The organism is Flexivirga sp. B27 (genome assembly GCF_052905685.1).
In genome coordinates this window covers 144473-166249 of record NZ_JBPYUM010000002.1, presented here as the reverse complement: position 1 = coordinate 166249, position 21777 = coordinate 144473, and the positions used below count along the sequence as shown (strand labels likewise).

Annotated in this window: 19 protein-coding genes; 5 read left to right on the top strand and 14 right to left on the bottom strand. The window is 67.4% G+C overall.

The genetic code is table 11. The features are described from left to right. Positions 1-4: 4 nt before the first annotated feature. Complete coding sequence (locus ACSZL9_RS09620; RefSeq protein ID WP_446665272.1) at positions 5-1288, bottom strand: thymidine phosphorylase; 1284 nt, start codon at positions 1286-1288, stop codon at positions 5-7. Positions 1289-1504: 216 nt separating this feature from the next. Between ACSZL9_RS09620 and ACSZL9_RS09615 the strand changes: the two genes are divergently transcribed. Both ACSZL9_RS09615 and ACSZL9_RS09610 read left to right on the top strand, forming a co-directional pair. After that, complete coding sequence (locus ACSZL9_RS09615; protein WP_446665271.1) at positions 1505-1861, top strand: hypothetical protein; 357 nt, start codon at positions 1505-1507, stop codon at positions 1859-1861. Positions 1862-1961: 100 nt separating this feature from the next. Further along, a complete protein-coding gene (locus ACSZL9_RS09610) occupies positions 1962-2399 on the top strand; it encodes a hypothetical protein (RefSeq protein WP_446665270.1) in 438 nt (145 codons plus the stop codon). Here the strand turns inward: ACSZL9_RS09610 and ACSZL9_RS09605 are convergent. From ACSZL9_RS09605 to ACSZL9_RS09570, 8 genes are all read right to left on the bottom strand, one after another. Further along, positions 2376-2843 carry a cytidine deaminase gene (locus tag ACSZL9_RS09605; protein WP_446665269.1) on the bottom strand — a complete coding sequence of 156 codons (468 nt, stop codon included), beginning with the start codon at positions 2841-2843 and terminating at the stop codon, positions 2376-2378. The genes ACSZL9_RS09610 and ACSZL9_RS09605 overlap by 24 nt on opposite strands. Before the next feature lie 6 nt (positions 2844-2849). After that, the gene (locus ACSZL9_RS09600) at positions 2850-4199 is read right to left on the bottom strand and encodes an ABC transporter permease (protein WP_446665268.1); all 1350 of its coding nucleotides are present in this window, start codon (positions 4197-4199) and stop codon (positions 2850-2852) included. Beyond that, on the bottom strand, positions 4196-5488 hold the full coding sequence (locus tag ACSZL9_RS09595; protein ID WP_446665267.1) for an ABC transporter permease: 1293 nt from the start codon (positions 5486-5488) through the stop codon (positions 4196-4198). Before ACSZL9_RS09595 ends, ACSZL9_RS09600 begins: the two co-directional genes overlap by 4 nt. Then, the gene (locus ACSZL9_RS09590) at positions 5485-7002 is read right to left on the bottom strand and encodes an ABC transporter ATP-binding protein (RefSeq protein WP_446665266.1); all 1518 of its coding nucleotides are present in this window, start codon (positions 7000-7002) and stop codon (positions 5485-5487) included. The genes ACSZL9_RS09595 and ACSZL9_RS09590 overlap by 4 nt, the downstream gene beginning before the upstream one ends. 156 nt (positions 7003-7158) lie before the next feature. Then, positions 7159-8262: a BMP family lipoprotein gene (locus ACSZL9_RS09585; RefSeq protein WP_446665265.1), complete on the bottom strand. Its 1104-nt coding sequence runs from the start codon at positions 8260-8262 to the stop codon at positions 7159-7161. 195 nt (positions 8263-8457) lie between these two features. After that, a complete protein-coding gene (locus ACSZL9_RS09580) occupies positions 8458-9666 on the bottom strand; it encodes an amidohydrolase (RefSeq protein WP_446665264.1) in 1209 nt (402 codons plus the stop codon). A gap of 67 nt (positions 9667-9733) precedes the next feature. After that, positions 9734-10126 carry a barstar family protein gene (locus ACSZL9_RS09575; protein WP_446665263.1) on the bottom strand — a complete coding sequence of 131 codons (393 nt, stop codon included), beginning with the start codon at positions 10124-10126 and terminating at the stop codon, positions 9734-9736. Beyond that, the gene (locus ACSZL9_RS09570) at positions 10123-10623 is read right to left on the bottom strand and encodes a ribonuclease domain-containing protein (RefSeq protein WP_446665262.1); all 501 of its coding nucleotides are present in this window, start codon (positions 10621-10623) and stop codon (positions 10123-10125) included. The genes ACSZL9_RS09575 and ACSZL9_RS09570 overlap by 4 nt, the downstream gene beginning before the upstream one ends. A gap of 173 nt (positions 10624-10796) precedes the next feature. Between ACSZL9_RS09570 and ACSZL9_RS09565 the strand changes: the two genes are divergently transcribed. Next, entirely contained in the window at positions 10797-11873 is a 1077-nt protein-coding gene (locus ACSZL9_RS09565) for a hypothetical protein (protein WP_446665261.1), read from the top strand. An 83-nt stretch (positions 11874-11956) separates the two neighbouring features. Here the strand turns inward: ACSZL9_RS09565 and ACSZL9_RS09560 are convergent, their stop codons facing one another. After that, positions 11957-13006, bottom strand: coding sequence for a quinone-dependent dihydroorotate dehydrogenase (locus tag ACSZL9_RS09560; protein WP_446665260.1), 1050 nt, complete (start codon positions 13004-13006; stop codon positions 11957-11959). Further along, positions 13006-14106, bottom strand: coding sequence for a mannose-1-phosphate guanylyltransferase (locus ACSZL9_RS09555; RefSeq protein WP_446665259.1), 1101 nt, complete (start codon positions 14104-14106; stop codon positions 13006-13008). Before ACSZL9_RS09555 ends, ACSZL9_RS09560 begins: the two co-directional genes overlap by 1 nt. Positions 14107-14202: 96 nt before the next feature. Between ACSZL9_RS09555 and ACSZL9_RS09550 the strand changes: the two genes are divergently transcribed. Beyond that, complete coding sequence (locus tag ACSZL9_RS09550; protein WP_446665258.1) at positions 14203-15300, top strand: glycosyltransferase family 4 protein; 1098 nt, start codon at positions 14203-14205, stop codon at positions 15298-15300. 127 nt (positions 15301-15427) lie between these two features. After that, complete coding sequence (locus tag ACSZL9_RS09545; RefSeq protein WP_446665257.1) at positions 15428-18208, top strand: beta-N-acetylglucosaminidase domain-containing protein; 2781 nt, start codon at positions 15428-15430, stop codon at positions 18206-18208. Positions 18209-18288: 80 nt separating this feature from the next. On the opposite strand, the gene ACSZL9_RS09540 is transcribed toward ACSZL9_RS09545, so the two are convergent. From ACSZL9_RS09540 to ACSZL9_RS09530, 3 genes are read right to left on the bottom strand one after another with little or no spacing between them, the layout of a single operon-like run. After that, complete coding sequence (locus tag ACSZL9_RS09540) at positions 18289-19023, bottom strand: succinate dehydrogenase/fumarate reductase iron-sulfur subunit (protein ID WP_446665256.1); 735 nt, start codon at positions 19021-19023, stop codon at positions 18289-18291. Beyond that, positions 19023-21002, bottom strand: a complete 1980-nt coding sequence (locus tag ACSZL9_RS09535; RefSeq protein WP_446665255.1) for a fumarate reductase/succinate dehydrogenase flavoprotein subunit — start codon at positions 21000-21002, stop codon at positions 19023-19025. Before ACSZL9_RS09535 ends, ACSZL9_RS09540 begins: the two co-directional genes overlap by 1 nt. Positions 21003-21015: 13 nt before the next feature. Next, positions 21016-21744 (bottom strand): succinate dehydrogenase cytochrome b subunit, encoded by a 729-nt coding sequence (locus ACSZL9_RS09530; protein WP_446665254.1) that lies wholly within the window; start codon positions 21742-21744, stop codon positions 21016-21018. Positions 21745-21777 lie beyond the last annotated feature (33 nt).

Genomic DNA, 21777 nt, shown 5'->3' with positions numbered 1-21777 from the left:
TTGCTCAGGCGATCCGGTCGATGACCAACGGCCCTGTGTCTGCTGGGGACTCGCCGATCTCCCACGCACCCTGCAGCGCCTCCTCGGCACGCGAGAAGCGATAGGGAGTGTCGGTGTGCAGGGTCAGCAGCGGCTGGCCGGCCGTCACCCGGTCCCCGGGCTTGGCGTGTATGACGACACCCGACCCCGCCTGGACCCGGTCCTCCTTGCGTGCCCGGCCCGCACCCAGCCGCCAGGCGGCGACGCCGACCGAGAGCGCGTCCAGTCGCTGCAGCACGCCGCTGCTGTCGGCGGTGATGACCTCGGTGTCGCTCGCCACCGGCAACTTCGCATCCGGGTCGCCGCCCTGCGCCGAGATCATCCGACGCCATACGTCCATGGCCCGGCCGTCCCGCAACGCATCCGCCGGGTCGACGTCGGATTTGCCTGCGGCAGTGAGCATTTCGCGCGCGAGCGCGACGGTCAGCTCGACGACGTCGGACGGTCCACCACCGGCCAGCACGTCGACCGACTCCTGCACCTCCAGCGCGTTGCCGGCGGTCAGCCCGAGCGGCGTCGACATGTCGGTCAACAGCGCCACGGTGTGCACACCGGCGTCGGTCCCGAGGTCGACCATGGTGCGCGCGAGCTCACGCGCCCGGTCGGCGGTCTTCATGAAGGCGCCGCTGCCGACCTTCACGTCGAGCACCAACGAGTCGGTGCCCTCGGCGATCTTCTTGCTCATGATCGAGCTGGCGATCAGCGGGATCGCCTCGACCGTGCTGGTGACATCGCGCAGCGCGTAGAGCTTCTTGTCAGCCGGCGCGAGTCCGGCACCCGCCGCGCAGATCACCGCCCCGATCTCGTCGAGTTGCCGCAACATCGCCTCGTTGGACAGCGAGGCCTGCCAGCCGGGGATCGACTCCAGTTTGTCCAGGGTGCCGCCGGTGTGCCCGAGGCCACGACCGGACAGTTGCGGCACCGCCACGTCATACACCGCGACGAGCGGAGCCAGCGGCAGGGTGATCTTGTCGCCGACACCGCCCGTGGAGTGCTTGTCGGCGGTCGGGCGGGACAGGGAGCCGAAGTCCATCCGCTCCCCCGACGCGATCATCGCCGTGGTCCAGTGCGCGATCTCCTCCCGGCTCATGCCGTTGAGGAAGATCGCCATCGCGAGCGCGGACATCTGCTCGTCGGCCACGTCACCCCGCGTATAGGCGTCGATGACCCAGTCGATCTGCTCCTTGCTCAGCGGGGTCTTGTCCCGCTTCGCAGCGATCACGTCGACGGCGTCGAACCGCTCACTCATTGCTGTCACCCACTGCTCTCGCGCCACTCCCGATCATTACGGCCCAACCTTGCTGATCTTGCCAGCACCCGGGGGCACTGCGCGCGACAACCCGCTGATACGGCACAGTTGCCCCTGGTCCCGTGCGGAGAGTCATCGGGAACCATCCGTCCGACCGGTGCGTCAGTGCTACCGGTGACAGGAAAGCCACACCCCGATCCCCCAGGGAGGAACACCATGAAGATCGCCACCCGCACCGCAGCAGCCGCGATGCTGATCGCCCTGCCGATGGGCCTGACCGCCTGCGGCGGCAGCAAGCCGGCCAAGGACGACGTCAAGGCCGGCTACGTCAAGGCCGTGAAGAAGAACCTCGGATCGACCGGCAGCAAGGTGCCCGACTCGCTCTACGACAAGCTGGCCGACTGCATGATCGACAAGTCGTACGACGACCTGAGCGCCGACACCCTCAACAAGCTCAAGGACGGCGACGCGACTGCCGAGACCAAGGTCAAGAAGGAAGACAAGGAGACCATGGACAAGGTCAGCAAGGAGTGCCAGACCAAGCTCTCCGGCGACTTCAGCAAGCTCAACTGACGCGAGCAGTCTCCAGCACGCAATCGCCCCGGCCGGTGTGAAACCGACCGGGGCGTTGCTGCGTCATACCCCGGACAAGTGACACTTCGGAGAGGACACCATGCGTTCGCTTCCCGCCCACCGCGCCGCAGCCGCAGCCGTGCTGCTGGCCCTGCCGCTGAGCCTCGCCGCCTGCAGCTCGTCGAGCAAGCCCGACGCCACCAAGGCTCCTACTTCGAAGTCGGCGCCCTCCAGCGCCGCCCCCACGACCGACAGCGGCACGAGCTCCGAGGAGGGCGGCAAGCCGTCCAAGGCCCAGGTCGCGAGCGGTATGTCGGACTACTTCGTCGGCAAAGGCGTCCCACGGTCACTGGTCGACGACGTCTCGACCTGCGTTGCAAACAAAGGCTATTCGCAGTTCTCCGATGCCACGCTGCGTGCCCTGAAGAACGGCAAGGTCGGCAAGCTCAACCCGCTGGACGCAGGCAAGCTGACCAAGGTCACCACCAACTGTCTGGCCGGCGGGAAGGGCGCCTCACTGCCCAGCGGGATCAGCTGAGCCACGATCGGTTGAGCCACGGGCCGTCGTGTCGGCGACGTGCTGCAGGTCGTCGGGCCCGAACGCCTGCGGCAGCACCTCGGTCATCGGTTGCACACCCTGCGGGGTCAGCAGCAGGCACCGCGCCCCGCCGTGCTCCCACAGCAGTTGCCGGCAGCGCCCGCACGGCATCAGCGCCTCACCGAGCGTGTTGACGCACGACACCGCCACCAGCCGTCCGCCACCGTGCCGGACCAGCTCGCTGACCATCCCACACTCCGCGCAGAGCGTGACACCGTATGCCGCGTTCTCGACGTTGCACCCGGAGACCACCCGGCCGTCGTCGACCAGGCCGGCAACGCCGACCGGGAACCGGCTGTAGGGCACGTAGGCGTGACCGGCGGCGTCGACCGCCGCGGCGGTCAGCGCCTCCCAGTCCACCCCGCCCGCTTCCGGTGACGACACGAGTCATCAACCCTTCACGTAGGGCTCGCCGTCGGCTGCCGGCGCCTTGACCCGGCCGACCAGTCCGGCGACCGCGAAGATGGTGGCCAGGTAGGGCAGCATCTGCAGCAGGTTCTGGTCGATCTTCACCGGCGTGGCGAGCAGCGACAACGCGGTCTGCAACGCGCTGGCGAAACCGAAGAACAACGCAGCACCGAGGGCGCCGCGCGGCGTCCAGCGACCGAAGATCAACGCGGCCAGCGCGATGAATCCTTGCCCGGACGTCATGTTCTTGTTGAACTGCCCGACCGAGCCGATCGTCAGTGCAGCACCTGCCAGGCCGGCGATCCCGCCGCCGACGATGACGTTCTGATAGCGCAACCGCAGCACGTTGATGCCGACCGTGTCCGCCGCCTTCGGGTGCTCACCGACGGCGCGGGTGCGCAGGCCCCACCGGGAGCGCAGCAACATCACGTCGATGACGATCACGATGATGTACATCAGGTAGGTGATGATCGTCTGGTTGAACAGCAACGGCCCCACCACGGGCAGGTCGCCCAGCCCGGGGATCTTGATCGGTGAGAAGACCGACGGCTGGTTGGTCGACGGGGTGTCGTCGGCCATCACCGCGTCATACAGATAACCGGTCAGACCCAGCGCGAAGGCGTTGATGACGACGCCGAGGATGACCTGGTTGACGGTGAACTTGATCGCGAACACCGCGAGCAGCGCACCGACAAGGCCGCCGACGATGACCGCCGCGACCAGCCCGCCCCAACTGCCGACGATGGTGCCGAAGAGCGCACCGGCGAACGCACCGAAGAGCATCTGCCCCTCGATCGCCACGTTGATCACGCCGGTCTTCTCGCACATCACACCGGCCATCGAGCCCAGGATGAGCGGCGTCGCCAGGAACAGCGTCTGATAGAGCAGCGAGCCGACCTGCACCGATTGCTTGCCCTCGGTGCCCGCCCAGGTGAGGAAGGCGATCACGAAGAGCACGCCGGCACCGATGCCGACCCACCGCAGGGTGCGCTTGCCGAAGCCGATCGCGAGGTGCGCGGCTCCCAGCAGCATGATGATCACACCGCAGACCACGATCACGCCCACACCGGGGATGCTGAACTTCGGGACGGTCAGGCCGGTGTCGCGGCTGTTGAGGTCGAACGTCGTCGAGGAGGAGCCGGCCGACATACCCAGCAGCACCGCGGCGATGGCGCCGATCACGACGATCGCGGCACCCGTGCCGATCCGCTTGGTGGTCGTCTGCTTCAGCTCGACGACGTGCTGCTCGACAACCTCGCCGGGAGCAACCTCGACCGTCTCGACCGAGGAGTCGACGACGTCCGCGCGGTCCTCGTTGAGCTCGGGGCTCATCCGTTCCATCCCTTCGCCAGCACCGCCGAGCCGGAGGCCTTGCTACGCCTCAGACGGAAGATCAACCGGATCAGGCCGGGCGCGGCGATGAAGATCACCACGAGGGCCTGCAGGACCTGCACCAGGTCCGGAGGTGTCGGTGTGGACGCCTGCAACTGGCCGCTGCCCGCGGTCAGCGCGCCGAAGAGCAGGCCCGCCCAGAACGTCCCCCACGACGTGCCTCGCCCCAGCAGCGCGACGGTGATCGCGGTGAAGCCGACGCCACCGTCGACGCTCGCGGTCACCTGGTAGTTGTTCGCGTCACCGAGGATCTGCGACGCACCGGCCAGGCCACACAGCACACCGACGATCACCATCACGCCGACGTATGTCGTCGCGACGCTCATGCCGGCGGTGCGGGCCGCGTCCTGGTTGGATCCGACGGCGCGGATCCGGAAACCGAAAGTGCCGTACTTGAGCAGCCACCACACGAACGCCGTGGCGAGGACCGCCAGGACGAAGGAGAAGTTGACGCGCAGGTCGGAGCCGAACAGGTGCCAGAACTGCGCATTGTCCTTGACCGAGCGGGACACCGCCTGCTGGTAGGGCGGGGCCTGGAACCACGTCTGCGTCAGCAGCCAGCTGATGAAGAAGACCGCGATGTAGTTGAGCATGATCGTGGTGATCACCTCGTGCGCACCGGTCTTGGCCTTCAGCAGACCGGCCAGTGCCGCCCATACCGCGCCGCCGACGATGCCGCCGAGGATGGCGACGATGATGTGCAGCCCGGCGGGCAGGTCCCACGCGAAACCGATGTAACCGGCGAAGGCCGCCGCCATCAGGATCTGGCCCTGCGCACCGATGTTGAACAACCCGGCCCGGAAGGCCAGCGTCACCGACAGTCCGGCCAGGATCAGCGGCGTCGCATAAACCAGTGTTTCGGAGATCGGCGACAGCGCCTGCCCGGCGTTCGGGTTGTAGATCGCGCCCTCGAAGATCGCCACGTAGGCGTTCTTGATCGCATCCCACCCGGTGCTGAGGGTGTCGCCGGGCGCCGCGGTGAAGTACTTGGCGGCGTTGCGGGTCGCCTCGTCGGACGCGACGATCAGAATCGCGCCGACGATCATCGCGCAGATCATCGCCAGCACCGTGACCACGGCAGGGTGGTCACTGCGCAGGATCTGCCCGATCGTCTCCCGGGCGTCGCCGGTGTCCTCCTGCTCGGCCAACAGGGTGTCGCCTTCGACCGCAGCGTCTTCAGCCGGCTCGTTCTTCTTGCCGAGGTCGGGGCCTTCCCCGCGCTCGCTCATGCTGACTCCTTGCTGTCGGAGGTCTGCCCGGCCATCAGCAGACCGAACTCCTCCGCTGTCGCTGTCGGCGGTAGCTCGCCGATGATCTTGCCGGCATACATGACGCCGACGCGGTCGGCGAGGCCGATGACCTCGTCCAACTCGGTGCTGACGAGCAACACCGCGGTGCCGCGGTCGCGCTCCTCGACGATGCGCTTGTGCACGAACTCCTGGGAGCCGACGTCGACTCCGCGCGTCGGCTGGGAGACCACGAGCAGCCGCAGCGGACGGCTCATCTCGCGGGCGAGCACGACCTTCTGCTGGTTGCCGCCGGACAGTGTCGACGCGGCGGCGTCAGCGCTCTGGGTGCGGACGTCAAATTCGTCGATGCGCTCGTCGGCGTTCTGCGCGATCGCCGACAGGTTCAGCGAGATCGCGTTGCCGAAGGGCGCCTCGTCATACGTGTCGAGCACGAGGTTCTCGGCGATGCTGAAACCGCCGACCAGCCCGTCGTGCATGCGGTCCTCGGGCACATAACCCACGCCGCGACCGAGGATCCGGTCGGTGCTGTCGTCGGTGATGTCCCGGCCCTCCAAGGTGATCCGGCCGGCGGTCGGCTCGATCAGCCCCACGACCGCCTCGGTCAGCTCGGACTGGCCGTTGCCCTGGACGCCGGCGATCGCATAGATCTCGCCGCCGTGGACGTCCAGGGACACGTTGTCGACCAGCACCTGGCCGGTCGGCGCGGTGACGCTCAGGCCCTCGATGCCCAGCACCACGTCCTTGGCGTCGGCCGGCGCCTTGTCGACCTTCAGCTGCACCGGGCGGCCGACCATCATCGCCGCCAGCTCGGACGGGCTCGCCGTCGGCTCCGCCTGGCCGACGACCTTGCCGCGCCGGATGACCGTGATGGTGTCGGCGATCGCCCGCACCTCGCGCAGCTTGTGGCTGATGAAGACGATCGAGGTGCCGCTCTCCTTCAGCGACCGCATGACGTCCATCAGGTGGTCGGTCTCCTGGGGCGTCAGCACAGCGGTCGGCTCGTCCAGGATGAGCACCTTGGCGTCGCGGGCGAGCGCCTTGAGAATCTCGACGCGTTGCTGGATGCCGACCGGCAGGTCACCCACGACGACGTCCGGGTTGACCTCCAGGTGGTAGTCCTTCGCCAGCCGGCCGACGACGTCACGTGCGCGCTTCTGGTCCAGCATTCCGGCGGACCGGGTGTATTCGTCACCCAGCATGACGTTCTCGGCGACGGTCAGCACCGGCACGAGCATGAAGTGCTGGTGCACCATGCCGATCCCGGCGCGCATCGCATCACCGGGACCGTCGAACTTCTGGGGCGTGCCGTCGACGACGATCTCACCGGCCGTGGGTTCGTAGAGGCCGTAGAGGACGTTCATCAGGGTCGACTTGCCCGCGCCGTTCTCGCCGAGCAGCGCATGGATCTGGCCGGGTTCGACGACGAGATCGATGTGATCATTGGCGGTGAACGAGCCGAACATCTTGGTGATGCCGCGCAGTTCGAGTTTCACTCGTGCTCCTTATCGACGTCGGGACATTGTCGGCCCACGTCGGTCCACGTCAAGCGGGTTGGGCGCAGGTGGATCGCACCGCTCACCCGTCATACCCACGGACGACCGTGGGTGGTCGGCAGTTTAGTTTGCCGACCACCCACGGGATGGTAATTCTTACTTCGGCTGCGCCGGAGAGGTGATCTTGATCTTGCCGGCGACGATGTCCGCCTCCGCCTTCTTGAGTTCCTTCTTCAGGTCCGCGGGCACCTTGGACTCGAACTCGTGGAACGGCGACAGTCCGACGCCCTTGTCCTTCAGCGAACCCACGTAGTTGCCGGTGGGGAACTTGCCGTCGGACGCATTCTTCAAGTAGGTCTCGACTCCACCGGAGAGGTTCTTGGTGGCGCTGGAGATGAAGTACTTGCAGTAGTTGGCGGCGCTCTCGCAACCATCCGTGTCGACCCAGATCAGGTTGAGCTTGCCACCGGCGGCCTTCGCAGCGGCACCCGCGCCGAGTCCGGCGGCACCCGCGACCGGGAAGACGATGTCGGCGCCCTGGCTGACCATCGCCTGGGTGATCGACTTGCCCTTGTTCTGGTCGGTGAACGAGCCGGAGAACGTGCCGCTCTTCTGCTTCTTCTCGTTCCAGCCCAGGACCTTGACGTCCTTCTTCTTGGCCTTGTTGTAGTACTGGACGCCCTCCCAGAAGCCGTCCATGTAGATCGTCACCGGCGGGATGGACAGGCCACCCCAGGTGCCGACGGTGCCGGTCTTCGTCATACCCGCTGCCAGGTAGCCCGCCAGGAAGCCGGCCTCGGCGGTGTTGTACTCGATGCCGTAGACGTTCTTGACACCGGCGCTGCTGGCGTCGATCTCAGCAAAGTGAACCTTGGGGTACCGCTTGGCGACCTGGTCGACGTTCTTCTGCATCAGACCACCGACCGCGATGACCGAGTCACACCCGCCCTGGGCGTACTTGGTGAGGTTCGGGGTGTAGTCGCTGCTGGAGTTGGAGGGGACGTACTTGATCTTGATGTTCGGGTTCGCCTTGCTGGCGGCCTGCATACCGGCCCAGGAGTTCTCGTTGAACGACTTGTCGTCCACACCACCGGTGTCGAGCACCATGCAGGCGCTGATCTTCTTACCTGTGGCCTTGCCCGTGGTGCCGGCGTCGCCGCCGCCACTGGCCGAGCTGCTGTCCGCGGGCTTGCTACCGCAACCGGCGAGCGCCATCGCCGCGACGGCCGAGACGGCCGCAATCTTCATCACCGAACGCACGGTGTCTCCTTTTCGTGGTGCTTCTTCTGACCAGAGTCGTAGCGATCGTTCCGCGATGGCGGGTTGCGAAGGCGTATGACGAACCGGCGGGTCCCCCATCACCCGGCGGTGGGGCAAGTCGGCAGCCTAGCGTCCAGATGCCGAACACATCCACTGATCCGGGTTCTGCGATCGAACTGTTATCTGCGGATCGGATCAGACCTCGCTCAGTGCTGCTACCGCGAGCATCCGCGCGCCCACTCCGATGGCCGACTCATCGATCACCAGGTCGCCCTGGTGCAGCTCGAAGGTCGGCCCGCCGACGGTGCGGGTGCCGAGCCTGGCCAGCGCACCCGGGGTCGCCTGCAGCATCCAGGAGAAGTCCTCACCACCGAGCGACTGCCGGGTCGGCACGACGCTGCGCTCCCCCTCCGTGGTCCGGGCCGCCATCGCGAGCGCGGTGACGGCGTCCTTGTCGTTGACCACCGGCGGGACGCCGCGGATGTGCTCGACCTGCGCCGTCACCTTGTATGGCGCCACGACCTCCCGCACCACTTGCTCGACGAGACCGTCGACGCGCTTCCACTCGTCGGCGTCCAGCATCCGCAGCGTGCCCAGGGCACGCCCGGTCGCGGGTATGACGTTGACGGCGTGGCCGGCCTCGACCTGCCCCCAGACCAGGGCCACCCCGGACCGCGGGTCCAGTCGACGGCTCAGCACCGCGGGCACCTCCGTCAGCACCTTGCCCAGCGCGAAGGTGAGGTCGGCCGACAGGTGCGGCCGGGAGGTGTGCCCGCCCGGGCCGGTCAGCGTGATCTCGATCTGGTCGCACGCGGCGGTGATCGGGCCGGCGGTCAGCCCGACGGTGCCGGCGTCGATGCTCGGGTCGCAGTGCACGGCGAGCGCCCGGTCGACGTCGTCCAGGACGCCCGCGGCCAGCACGTCGTGTGCGCCGCCGGGCATGACCTCCTCGGCCGGTTGGAAGATGCAGCGGACCGCGAGGCCCCGGTCGGCCAGCGACGACTCGATCGTCTTCAACGCCAACGCGACTCCGAGCACGACCGTGGTGTGCACATCGTGTCCGCAGGCGTGGCAACGGCCCTCGACCGTGGAGCGGAAGGGCAGACCGGTCCGCTCGGGCACCGGCAACGCATCCAGATCGGCGCGTATGGCGACCCGCTGCTGCGGGTCGGTGGCGCCGATGTCGGCGACCAGGCCGGTCTCGGGGAGCATCGTCACGGCGATGTCCGCGTCGGACAGCGTGTCGTGCAGGAACGCCGTGGTGCGGGTCTCGTGTCGGGCGATCTCCGGGTGGGCGTGCAGGTCGCGACGCCAGGTGATCAGGGTCGGGAGCAGTCGCTCGACCTCGGCGATGACTGCCGTGACGGGATCGGCGGTCGGACGAGACGTGGCAAGTTCACTCACAAGTCGTTCATGGTACGACCGGTGGTCGTTTCGTCGTTCATCGCCTCGTCGTTCATGGCCTCGTCGTTCATGGCGTCTCAGTAGAGCCACCGACCAGCACCAGGAACGGCCCGATCGATCCGCCGGTCCGGTCCGCCCGCTCGGTGAAGATCTCCACCGCTGTCTCGCGGACGGCGGGGTCGAGTGCGCCGGCGCCGTGCCACAGCACCAGCGTGCCGGGGCGGGCATTGACGTCGCTCAGGCTGTCGGCGAGAGCGTCCCAGTTGCCGCCGAACCACTCCGGCAGCGAGAACGCCTGGCGGCATACGTCCAGGAAGTAGGGCTTGTCGTGCCCGGCCGACGTGTCGAGGTCGACGATCCGCCAGCCGGCGTCCTCGCCCGCGGCGCGGGCGGCCGCCGGTGCGTCGGTCGGGTGCAGCCCGGAGGAGCCGGCAGTGATGAGGTCGACGGGAGTCGTCATGAGGTCACGATCCTCCGGAAGCTGTTGTAGTGGTCGTCGGTGTAGTAGAGCGTGCCGTCGCGGGCGGAGATGATCCGGCGTGCTCCGCGGTCCGGTGACCCGGGCGTCTTGACGGTGAATTCGTGGTAATAGCCGGAGGATTCGCGTGGCAGCAGGCGCTCGCGGTTCTGGAAGACCGTGCCGTCCTGGTGGTAGGGGTAGGGCCCGCCCGACGCGATCAGCCGCATCGTGTCGCGGGCTTCGGCGGGCAGGTCGGCGGCGGCGACGGTCGGCAGGCCGTCGGCCGCGTGATTGCTGCGCGGCATACCCGAGGTCGCGGCGGAGCCGGCATCGTTGCCCGCGCCTGCAGCCGCACTGTTGCCGCCGTTCGCGCTCGGGCCACCGCTCGCAGCGCTGCTTGTGCAACTGGCGAGCACGCAGACCAGCGTGATCAGGACGAGCAGCCCGAAGACCCCGGGGATGAACAGTTCCCGAATGCGCTTGAGCCGCTGCAGCATTCGGTCAGGCTACCGGCGATACCCCCTCCTGACCGAGAGGCGTACCAAGTGACCGAAGGGCGTACTAAATCGGACCCATTTTGTGCGCCACTCGGTCATTTAGTGCTCCTCTCGGTCAGCGGCTGTGGACAACTTCTGCGCGGACTCGCCGGGACGCGCCACGCTGTCACGGCATGAACGCCATCCAGCCCTTGGCCCCGGTCGCGAAGCCGATGTTCGATCCCGCTGCGCTCACCGCTCACGTCGCGCAGCGGGCGGCCGAGGTGCGCCGGCTCCGCGGACTGTTCGCCCCCACATCCATGGGGAAGCTGAGCCTGACCACCGCGCTCGAGTCGTATGACGGGCCCGACCCCGGAGCATGGTCCCGGCTGCGTCGAGGGGCGTTCATGGCAGGAAATCCGGCCGAACTCGACACCCAGGAGCGCCTCATCATGATGGCCGTCGCCGTGCACGAAGCCGCGGAGCGACCGCCCCTCTTCACCCACGGCACTGCCAGGGCGATCCTGGATCTGCCGTCCATCGGTCGCGATCCGCAGCTGATCGAGCTCGCGAAGCCACCCGGCAGATCCGGCAGGTCACCTCAGACCCGCCGGCGACGGACATCGATCGAGCCGACCGGCCTGGCAGTTGATGAACTGCTCGTGACCACCATCGACAGGACCGTCATCGACAGCGCCCGCGAGCGGAGCCTCGAGTCGGCCGTCACGACCGCCGACGCAGCGCTCAGGCGCGAGATCGCAGACGCCGGATCACTTCTCGCCCAGGTTCGTGCGCTGCCGAAGGGAGCACGCGGTTGCAAGATGGCGGAGCTCGCACTCTGTCTCGCCGATGGCCGGGCAGAGTCTCCGCTGGAGTCGCTGAGCCGGATCCGCATGTTCCAGCTCGGGCTGCCGATGCCGGAGTTGCAGGTCGAGTTCTACGACGCATCGGGGTTCATCGGGCGGGTGGACTTCTTCTGGCGCCAGCTCGGCATCATCGGCGAGGCCGACGGGCGGGTGAAGTTTCGGGTGACTGAAGGGCTGACGGGCAAGGCCGCCGAAGAAGCCGCCTGGCGAGCCAAGCGCCGCGACGACCGGCTGCTCCGTCACCCCGCTGTGCGCAAGGTTGGTCACTGGGACTGGGGTGAAGCGTTGAGGTCGCACGTTTTCGTCCAGGTCATGTCAGAGCTGGGCGTCCGTCCTGTGCGACAAGGCGGCTGGCCGATCCCGGACGGTCCGCTCCCCCGCAAGTCACGGGCGATGCCCCTGTGACCGAGAGGAGCATCAAACGACCGAAAGGAGTAGAAAATCCGGGTGATTTCGTACTCCTCTCGGTCACTTGGTACGCCTCTCGGTCAAGACAGGGCGCGGTTGAGGTCGGCGACGAGGGCGGGGCCGCGGTAGATGAAACCGCTGTAGACCTGCACGAGGGAGGCGCCGGCATCGATCAACGCGCGTCCGTCGTCGGCAGTCATGACTCCCCCGACGCCGATCACCGGCAGCGGCGACCGGTCGGCGATGCGCGCCACGACGTAGCGCGCGCGGCGGGTCAGCGGCGCACCGCTCAGTCCCCCGGCCTCGTCGGCGAGCGGCAGGTCGGTCTCCGCGATGCCGTCGCGCGACAGCGTGGTGTTGGTGGCGATGATCCCGCTGGCGTCGGCACGCTGGGCGACCTCCAGCACGTCGTCGATCGCGCCGTCGGTCAAGTCGGGCGCGATCTTGACGAAGATCGGCGTGCGTGAGCGGGTCGCGGTGGCATTGACCAGCTCGGCGAGCAGCTCGGCCAGCGGCTCCTTGTCCTGCAGGGAGCGCAGTCCCGGGGTGTTGGGGCTGGAGACGTTGACCGCGAAATAGTCGGCATGGGCATCGAGCGCGGCAAGGCTGGCCAGGTAGTCGTCGATGGCGTCCTCGACGGGCGTCACCTTGGTCTTGCCGATGCTCACACCCACGGGTATGCCAATCGGGCCCGCCGCAGCGAGCCGGTCCGCGAGAGCCTGCGCGCCCGCATTGTTGAAGCCCATCCGGTTGATGATCGCGTCGCTGCCGCGCAGCCGGAAGAGCCGCGGCTGCGGGTTGCCGGGCTGCGCCTGTGCCGTCACCGTGCCGAGCTCGATGTGCCCGAATCCCAAGTGTTCCCAGACCTTTACGCCCAGGCCGTCCTTGTCGACGCCGGCCGCGAGCCCGACGCGCCCGGGGAACGTCACGCCGGCGACCTCGACGGGCCGGCGCGGTTGCGGCATGCCCCAACCCAGCGCACGTATGGCGGAAGGGTGCTCCCCGAGCTGCGCCATACGGCGGAGCGTGAGGTGGTGCGCGGCCTCGGCGTCACCGCCGCCCACGCGGAAGAGCGCGGGGCGCACGGCGCGGCGGTAGCCAGTGTGCAGAGCCCAGCTCGGCAGGCCCATCAGACGAGCTCGTCGCGACCGCCGGACTTCAGCCGGGCAACGACGGTTTTGACGTCCTGTGCCCGCTCGCGGGTCGTGACCAGCAGCGCGTCAGGGGTGTCGACGACGATGATGTCCTCCACTCCGAGGGTGACGACCACCCGTCCGGAGCGCGGCGCGATCACACCGGTGGTGTCCTCGGCCACGACGTCCTCGGCATTGCCGAGCACCTTGATACCGTCGATGGACTCGGTCAGCAGGGAGCCGAGTGAGTCGAAGTCGCCGACGTCGTCCCAGTCGAAATGCCCTGGGATCACTGCGACTTGACCGTCTGCAGCGGCCGGCTCGGCGAGCGCCTTGTCGATCGCGATCTCGGTCAGTCGGGGCCACAGCTCGGTCAGTCGCAGCGGATTGTCCGCGATGGCACGCAGGTCGGCAGCGAGCCCGGGCTGGTAATGGTCGAGCATGTCGAGCAACATGCTCGCCCGGAAGACGAACATGCCTGCGTTCCAACGGTATTCGCCACTGGCGAGATAGGCGCGGGCAGTGTCGACGTCGGGCTTCTCCACGAACGAGTCGACACCGTGCGCGTTGGGTGCGCCCTGGACGTCGAGCGCCGCTCCGAGCTTGATGTAGCCGAAACCTGTTGCGGGACCTTTGGGTTCGATGCCGATGGTCACCAGCTTGCCGGTGCGCGCGACGGCGACGGCCTCGCGGACGCTGGCACGGAACGACTCGTCGTCGCGGATGACGTGGTCGGCCGCGAAGGACCCGATGATCGCGTCATGGTCGCGCTGCTCGAGGATCGCAGCGGCCAGTCCGATGGCCGGCATGGACTCGCGCGGGGACGGCTCGACCAACAGGGAGTCGATGCCGAGGTCGGGCAGTTGCTGGCGCACCTCGGGTGCGTGGCGCAGGCCGGTGGCGATCAGCAACCGGTCCTCCGACAGCGGCGCCAGGCGGTCGACCGTGCCCTGCAGCAACGACCACCCCGAGCCGGTGAGATCGTGCAGGAACTTCGGCGACCCCGAGCGCGACAGCGGCCACAGCCTGGTGCCCGAACCGCCGGCGGGGATCACCGTCCAGAAGTTCGCGATGGGTCCGGTCTCGTCGGTCGACATGGGCAACAAGCTAATGCACGTTCTTCACCGCGCGCTCACGGGATCGGACACCCACTGTTCACTCGAAGTACACACGCGCACGGCACCGTGTCACTCGTGAGAGTTGCGATTGTGACCGAGTCCTTCATCCCGGCCTGGGGTGGCGTGACCACGACCGTGTGTCAGGTCCTCGACCGCCTGGCTGCCACCGGCCATCAGGCGATGGTGCTCTGCCCCGGCCCAGCGCCTGCGTCATACCGCGGATTCCCGGTGCGAACGGTGCGCGGCATCAGAGTCGACGGGCTGCGCCTGCGCGGCCGCACCGCGGAGCTGGAGCGGCACCTGCACGATTTCGCACCCGATGTCGTGCATGTGGCCTCACCGCACGGCTTGGGCCCGCGCGGCCTGAATGCCGCCGATCACCTGGGCATCCCCAGCGTCGCGGTCTTCCAGACCGATCTCCCCGGGCGCCTCGCGCACCCGTCCGCCAAGTCGCTGCGGCGTGCCCTGTCCGTCGCCGGTATGACGCTGGCGCCCAGCGCCGCGGCGATGCAGCAACTCGCTGCACACGGCGTGCCGCGCGTCGGCCGCTGGGCACGCGGTGTGGACACGACCGTCTACCACCCGAACCGCCGGGACAGCGAACTCACCCGCGAACTGCGCCGTTGCCTGGCGCCCGGGGGCGAGACGATCGTCGGGTATGTCGGCAGACTCACCTCCGAGAAGGAGCTGCATCGGTTGGCCGAGATCGCCGACCTGCCCGGCGTCTCGCTGGCGGTTGTCGGCGACGGTCCGTGCCGCGACCAGTTGGAGCAGTTGCTGCCGCGTGCGTCGTTCCTCGGTCACCGACAGGGCATGGAGCTCGCCGGGACCTTCGCGGCCTTCGACGTCTTCGTGCATCCCGGCCGGCACGCGATGTTCGGCCAGACGCTGCAGGAGGCAATGGCATCGGGTGTGCCTGTCGTGGCACCCGCTGCCGGCGGCCCGCTGGACATCGTCCGACCCGGCGTCACCGGTCTGCTCTTCGACCCGGACCGCTGCGGCGGTCTGCGCGAGGCCGTCGGCGGACTCGTCGCCGACCCGTCGATGCGGGCACGGATGAGCCGCAGCGCCCGGAGCAAGGTCGAGAAGCGCAACTGGCCGTACGCGGTGGACGAGCTCGTCGCGATCTATCGGACCGTGGTCAGCGCGTCCGGCACCCGACGCGCCGCCTGAGTCTCTCCTTCCCGCCCGAACTTGCCCGGCGCACGGTCCACAACCGTGCGCCGAAGTTCGCTAGCGTCCCGTGGGTCGAACTGGTCCAGACCTCTCCCCGCTGGGCCGGGCCTGAGGAAGGAAGACCATGGTGACCACACACCCGTCCCCCACCCCTGCACCGCTCCCCCGTCATCGCATCGCGCGGCGTACGACCGTCGCGCTCGGCACCGCCGTTGCCCTCGCGTTCAGCCTCGCCGGCACCGCCGCGGCGCCCGCCCACGCTGCGGGTAAAAACTCCACAGCCCCAACGACATCCGCGCTCCCGAAGATCTTCCCGCAGCCGCAGCAGATGCAGGCGTCCGGCGCTCCGGTCCCGCTCAGCGGCAAGGTCCAGATCGTCACCGGTGACAACGCGGACCAGCCGACCGTCGAGCTGGTGACGCAGCTGGTGAAGGCGGCCGGTGGCACACCGACCGTCGTCAAGACCGCCTCCGGCGGCGGCAAGCGCATCTACCTCGGCACCGTCGCCAACAACCCCGCGATCGACGACGTCGTCGGTGCGCTCGGCACCAAGGACGCGACCGGCCTGAAGGCCGACGGATACGTGCTGGCCACCGGTCGGTATGACGACAAGCCCACCGTCGTGCTCAACGGCGTCGACCAGCGCGGCACGTTCTACGCAGCGCAGACCTTGCGCCAGCTGATCACGCACAAGCGAGTGCCCGGGGTGAGCATCCGGGACTGGCCGCTGATGTCGATCCGCGGAGCGATCGAGGGCTTCTACGGCATTCCCTGGTCGCACCAGGCCCGTCTGGACCAGATGGCGTTCTACGGCAAGCACAAGATGAACACCTACATCTACACGCCGAAGGACGACCAACTGCTGCGGGCGAAATGGCGCACGCCATACAGCGGCGACGACCTGACCCGGATGCAGGAGCTGGTCAAGACCGCGAACGCCAACCACGTCGACTTCACCTTCGCACTGTCCCCCGGCAACGACATCTGCTACTCGTCACAGTCCGACTTCGACGCGACCGTCAAGAAGTTCGACCAGCTGCGCAACCTCGGCGTCCGTTCCTTCTACATTGCCCTAGACGACATCCCGCTCAAGTTCCACTGCGACGCCGACAAGCAGAAGTACCCCGACAACGGCGACTGGCACTGGCTGGCCGACGCCCAGGCCGACTACCTGAACAAGCTGCAGAAGGAGTACATCGAGCCGAACCACCTCGAGCCGCTGCAGACCGTCCCGACCAACTACAACGGCTCCGGCCCGGACCCCTACAAGGCCGAGTTCGGTGCCCGGCTGGGCGGCGACGTGCGCGTGCAGTGGACCGGCGAGGGCGTCTTCTCCGACACGATCACGGCGGAGTCGGTGCAGCGCGCCAGCACGTCATACAACACCGACCACCTCTACATCTGGGACAACTTCCCGGTGAACGACGGCAAGCGCGGCCGGCTCTTCCTCAACCCGTTGACCGGGCGGGCGCCCGACCTCTACAAGTACATCGACGGCTTCACGTCCAACCCGATGATCGAGCCCTACGCGTCGATGCCCGCGCTCGCCAATTACGGCGACTACACCTGGAACGGCCCGCAGTATGACGCAGACGCCTCCATGTCCGCGGCGCTCGACGAACTCGCCGGTCCCGACCAGGGCACCCGCGAGGCACTGCGCACCTTCGCCGACCTCAACCAGGAGTGGCCGTACCGCGACAGCACGCAGAAGGCCCCCGCGCTGAGCAAGGACATCGCGGCGTTCTGGACCGCCCGCGAGGACGGCACGACCGGCGGCACCGCGCTCGCGAAGCGGCTCGCGGCGATCGTCGATCTCCCCCACAGTCTCAGCGCTATGGCGCAACGCGGCTTCACCAGCGACACGAAGCCCTGGGCCGACGCGGCGTCGTTGTGGGCCAAGGCGTTGCAGCACGAGATCGCGATGCTCAAGGCGATCGACGCCGACGACGGGGCGAAGGCGACCGCTGAGTACTTCGCCGCACAGAAATTGATCGATCAGGCGAAGCAGCCGACCGTGCCCGACCAGGACTCGAGCGGTGCACCGCAGCCGAACCAGATCGTGCCGACCGTCGGCGACGGGGCGTTCGGGGCGTTCACCGCCAAGGCGAACAAGGAACTGATCAACTGGCTCGGCGCGAAACCCATTGACGTCAATAAGTATCCGAGCACGCCCAGCACGTCGATGGGCACTTACTCCACCTACGCCATCGGTCGTATGACGGACGACGACACGTCGACCTACTACTGGTCGAACGCCGCCCCGTCGGTGGGCAGCAACGTCCAGGTCGATCTCGGCTCGGTGCAGCAGGTCGGCAACGTCGTGGTGCGTCAGTCGGACAACGACACAGAGACCGGCGACATGATCTACCACGCGGCGCTGGAGTACTCCACGGACGGCCAGAACTGGTCCACCGCAGGCGAATTCGACACCAAGGCGGTCATCCAGTACAGCTTCGACAAGCCGGTGCAGGCACGCTACGTCCGGCTGCGCGCGACCGCGACGAACCCGGGCGGCAAGTGGGTCAAGATCCGCGACTTCGCTGTCTCGGCGACCTCGCCGGCCTCCTCGAACCTGCCGGCCACCGACGGCACGAGTCCGGCAGAGGCGTTCGACGCCAATCTGACGACGGCCTACCACGCGGCGTCGAAGCCGGTCGACGGCTCGTATCTCGCTCATACATATGACGATCCGGTGTCGTTGCACCAGCTCTCGGTCGTCGCGTCGGCCGGATCCGGCGAGCTCCAGGTGCAGCACGACGGCACCTGGTCGACCGTCGGCACGCTGGCGTCGGGCTCGTCATACGCGACGGGTGACGTCGACCCGTCCTGGCAGGTGACGGGCGTGCGGATGCTCTTCACTCCGGGCTCTGCCGCTCCGGAGATCAACGAATTGGCCGCGCGGTAGGGACGAGCACAGCAGAAGGGCCGGTCGGGAGATCCCGACCGGCCCTTCTCGTATGACGACAGCGCCGCCACAGACTCAGCTCAGTGCTTGGCCTTGATGAAGTCCCGGTTGAGCTGGCTGATGACGTCCAGCGGGATCTCCTTGGGGCACGACGCCGAGCACTCGCCGAGGTTCTGGCAACCGCCGAAGTCCTCCGCGTCGTGCTGGTTGAGCATCTTCACGACACGGGAGTCGCGCTCGGCCTGACCCTGCGGCAGCTCGCCCAGGTGCGTGACCTTCGCACCGAGGAAGAGCATGCCCGAGGCGTTCGGGCAGGCGGCGACGCATGCACCACAGCCGATGCAGGTCGCGGTGTCGAAGGCACGGTCGGCCTTGTGCTTCTGCACCTGCAGGTTGTTGGCCTCCACCGCAGCACCGGTGTTGACCGAGATGTAGCCACCGGCCTGGATGACCCGGTCGAATGCCGAGCGGTCCACGATCAGGTCCTTGACCAGCGGGAAGGCCTGGGCACGCCACGGCTCGATGGTGATGGTGTCGCCGTCGGTGAACGAGCGCATGTGCAGCTGGCAGGTCGTGGTGACCTCCGGGCCGTGGGCCTCGCCGTTGATCATCAGCGAGCACATGCCGCAGATGCCTTCACGACAGTCGGAGTCGAACGCGACCGGCTCGTCGCCCTGCTGGGTCAGCTGCTCGTTGAGCACGTCGAGCATCTCGAGGAACGACATGTCCTCGGAGATGTCCGTGACGGGGTAGGTCACCAGCTCGCCCTGTGCGTCGGGGCCGGACTGGCGCCAGATCTTCAGTGTCAGATTCATTACTTGTAGCTCCGCTGCTTCAGCTGGATGAAGTTGTAGACGAGGTCTTCCTTGTGCAGCACGGGCGGCTCGAAGCTGCCCTCGTTGCCGCCGGCGAACTCCCAGGCGGCGACATACGCGAACTTCTCGTCGTCGCGCAGTGCCTCACCGTCCTCGGTCTGCGACTCGGATCGGAAGTGGCAGCCGCACGACTCGGTGCGGTGCAGTGCATCGATGAACATCAGCTCGGCGAGCTCGAAGAAGTCGGCCACCCGGCCGGCCTTCTCCAGCGACTGGTTGAGCGTCGCGGCCGAGCCCGGCACCTTGACATTGCGCCAGAACTCCTCGCGCAGCGAGCGGACCAGCTCGATGCCCTTGCGCAGCCCGGCGTCGTTGCGCTCCATGCCGCAGTACTCCCAGACGATGTTGCCGAGCTCCTTGTGGAAGGAGTCGACCGTCCGGTCACCGTCGATGGACAGGAACTTCTCGATGCGGTCCTCAACGGACTTGCGGGCCTCGAGCACCTCCGGAGCGTCCTCGGCGACCGGCTCGAACGGGCCCTGCGCCAGGTAGTCACGGATGGTGTTGGGCAACACGAAGTAGCCGTCGGACAGGCACTGCATCAGCGAGGACGCGCCCAAGCGGTTGGCACCGTGGTCGGAGAAGTTGGCCTCGCCCGCCGCGAACAGGCCGGGGATGGTGGTCTCCAGGCCGTAGTCGACCCACAGGCCGCCCATCGTGTAATGCACCGCCGGGTAGATGCGCATCGGCACCTTGTAAGGGTCCTCACCGGTGATCCGCTGGTACATGTCGAAGAGGTTGCCGTATTTGGTCTTGACCGCCTCGACACCCATCCGCTCGATCGCGGACGCGAAGTCGAGGTAGACGCCGCGCCGGAAGTCGCCGACCTTCGGGCCGACCCCGCGGCCCTCGTCGCACACGACCTTTGCCTGCCGGCTACCGATGTCACGCGGCACCAGGTTGCCGAACGCGGGGTACTTGCGCTCCAGGTAGTAGTCGCGGTCCTCCTCGGGTATGTCGCGCGGGTCCTTCTCCACGTCGTCGCGGCTCTTCGGGACCCAGATGCGGCCGTCGTTGCGGAGCGACTCGCTCATCAGCGTCAGCTTGGACTGGTAGTCGCCGGACACCGGGATGCAGGTCGGGTGGATCTGCGTGTAGCACGGGTTGGCGAAGTAGGCGCCCTTGCGGTGCGCGCGCCAGGTCGCGGTGACGTTGCAGCCCATCGCGTTGGTCGACAGGAAGAAGACGTTGCCGTAACCGCCGCTGGCCAGCACGACCACGTCGGCGAGGTGCGTCTCGATCTCGCCGGTGACCATGTCACGCGCGATGATGCCGCGTGCCTTGCCCTTGACCATGATCAGCTCGAGCATCTCGTGGCGGGTGAACTGCTCCACCGTGCCGGCCGCAACCTGGCGCTCCATCGCCTGGTAGCAGCCGATCAGCAGCTGCTGGCCGGTCTGGCCGCGGGCGTAGAACGTGCGAGCGACCTGCACACCACCGAACGAGCGGTTGTCCAGCAGACCGCCGTAGTCGCGGGCGAAGGGCACACCCTGCGCGACGCACTGGTCGATGATGTTGGCGCTGACCTCGGCCAGGCGGTAGGAGTTGGACTCGCGACTGCGGTAGTCGCCGCCCTTGACCGTGTCGTAGAACAGGCGGTAGATCGAGTCGCCGTCGTCGTTGTAGTTCTTGGCGGCGTTGATGCCGCCCTGTGCCGCCACGGAGTGCGCCCGACGCGGGCTGTCCTGGTAGCAGAAGGACTTCACGTGGTAGCCGGCCTCGCCGAGTGTGGCTGCGGCAGCGCCACCGGCCAGCCCGGTGCCCACGATGATGACCGACAGCTTGCGCCGGTTGGTGGGGTTGACGAGCTTGTTGTCGAACTTGGCCTGGGTCCACATCTCCGGGATGGGGACGTCCGGGGCCTTGGTGTCCTCGATCGTGTCGCCGATCGAGTAGAGGTTGTCGATGAGTTCAGACATCTGGCAGCAGTCCTTACTTGATTCCGCCGAAGGCGATGGCGAGCGGCGGGATGACGAAGCCGACGGCGACGATCAGCGCGACGACGATGCCGACGGTCTTGGCGATGGCACGGGACCGAGCGGTCGAGGTGAAACCGAGGGTCTGCGACGCGCTCCAGATGCCGTGGTGCAGGTGCATCCCCAGGGCGAACATCGCCAGCACGTAGATCAGCGTCACCCACCACACGTTGAAGCTGTGCACCACCAACTCGTAGGGGTCGTTCTTGATCGCGACGCTGTTGCCACCCTCGCCGACGTTGAACTTCGGGTTGGTGAACTGCAGCAGGTGCCAGATCACGAAGAGCAGAATGAACAGGCCGCCCCATCGCATCCATTTGCTCGAGAACGACTGTGCGATCGACTTCTTCATGACATACCGCTGCGGGCGCGCGGCCTTGGCGCGCTTCCACAGCACCACGGCGCTGTAGGCATGCAGCAGCACGCTGACGCCCAGGATGACTTCCATGACGGTGAGGAAGCCGTGCCGCGGGAGCATCGGCTCACCGATGGTGCGCAGGTGCTCGGAGTATTCGTTGAAGGCCGCATGGCCGTCGAAGAGCTTGTAGAGATTGCCGTACATGTGGGCAATCACGAAGAGCACGAAGATGATGCCTGTCACGGCCATCAGCAGCTTGAGGAAGACCGTGCTTCCCTGCTTACCGGTGCGGACTCGAGGCGGCTTGGAGACGGTTGAGGTTGCCACGGCTCTCAGGTTACGCCGCAAAGTACCTTGACA